We start from the raw sequence: 1107 nt of genomic DNA, 5'->3' as shown, positions 1-1107 counted from the left end.
ACGACGATGGCCACCCGGGCCGTGGTCGCGGGCTTGACCAGGACGCGCCCCACCCGTGCGCCGGCGGCGATCCAGACCAGCAGGGCCGTCGTCCACAGGGTCATCCGAGCGCCTCGTCGAATCGAAGGACCGAGACGCCCGCGCCCCGGTTGTCGAACACGCGCAGCCGGGTCATCAGCATGGCGGCGAACGTCTCGGCCTCCCATTCGGCGAGCTCGTCGGCGCCGTCGTCGACGATCTGCTGGTGCGCGCGCTGGCTGAGCATGTAGGCGATCAGGTCGTCGCTCGCCGCCACGGTCACCTCGGGCGCGGGCGCGCCTTCGTGATCGAAGACGATGTGCCCCAGTTCGTGGGCGAGGGTGTGCTCGCGGCTCGGCAGCGTCTCGGCCAGCACGATCACGTCGCGGTCGGGGTAGAACCGACGCTGCCCGCAGACGCCGGGACCCAGCCGCGCACTGGCGATCTCGATCTCGCGGCGCCGCTCGCCCGCGATCGCGCGAACGACTTCGTCGAGGGTGGTCGCGTCGAAGTCGGCCGCCACCGCGCACACCGCGTCGACGGCGGCGGCCACCCGCCGGTACGACCGCAAGTCACCGCGTATCCGGCTCACGCTCATCGGCTGCCTCACGGCCTCGGGAAGAACTGGGCGCGGGCAGCGTCGATCCTGGCCTGCGCGGCCGCCGCGCTGTGGAAGCTGATCACGCCGGATCCCACGCCCGCGAGGGCGAGCGCGATCAGTCCGCCGATCACCGGCAGCAGCCGCGGTGCGGGTAGAACGTCGGTGCTGCTCGCCGGGCGGACCACCGGGGACGCGGGCTGCTCCCGTAGCGGCGTGGGCGCGGCAAGATCGGGCGCGGGTGCGGCAAGATCGGGCGCGGGTGCGGCGAACGGCGGAATCATCGGCGCATCAATCGGAATCGGCGAGATCCACGGCGCCGCAGGGGCGGGTACCGGAGGAACGGTCACCGGTGGCAGCACGGGCGCGGGCGGAACGGTCGCCTGCGGGAGCGGAATCAACAACAGCAGCAAGGGACTCGCGGAACCGACGGCCGCCGAACCCACCGCGGCGGAACCCGTTGCGGCCGAACCGGTCGCGGCGGAGCCGAC

Annotated in this window: 1 protein-coding gene and 1 pseudogene; both read right to left on the bottom strand. The window is 73.0% G+C overall.

Annotation, left to right across the window (positions count from 1 at the left end):
• Nucleotides 1-100: 100 nt before the first annotated feature.
• The gene (locus ON19_RS02995) at nt 101-616 is read right to left on the bottom strand and encodes an ImmA/IrrE family metallo-endopeptidase (RefSeq protein ID WP_043686331.1); all 516 of its coding nucleotides are present in this window, start codon (nt 614-616) and stop codon (nt 101-103) included.
• Between the two features lie 8 nt (nt 617-624).
• Nucleotides 625-1107: pseudogene (locus ON19_RS38655) on the bottom strand (hypothetical protein); the annotation flags it as partial.

Source organism: Nocardia abscessus NBRC 100374, from assembly GCF_000308455.1.
Lineage (GTDB): Bacteria > Actinomycetota > Actinomycetes > Mycobacteriales > Mycobacteriaceae > Nocardia > Nocardia abscessus.
This window is presented reverse-complemented; position numbering and strand designations above follow the sequence as displayed.

Bases quoted from the DNA above. Each gene is read 5' to 3' on its own strand.
- ON19_RS02995 (WP_043686331.1), bottom strand. From the start codon at position 616: ATGAGCGTGAGCCGGATACGCGGTGACTTGCGGTCGTACCGGCGGGTG.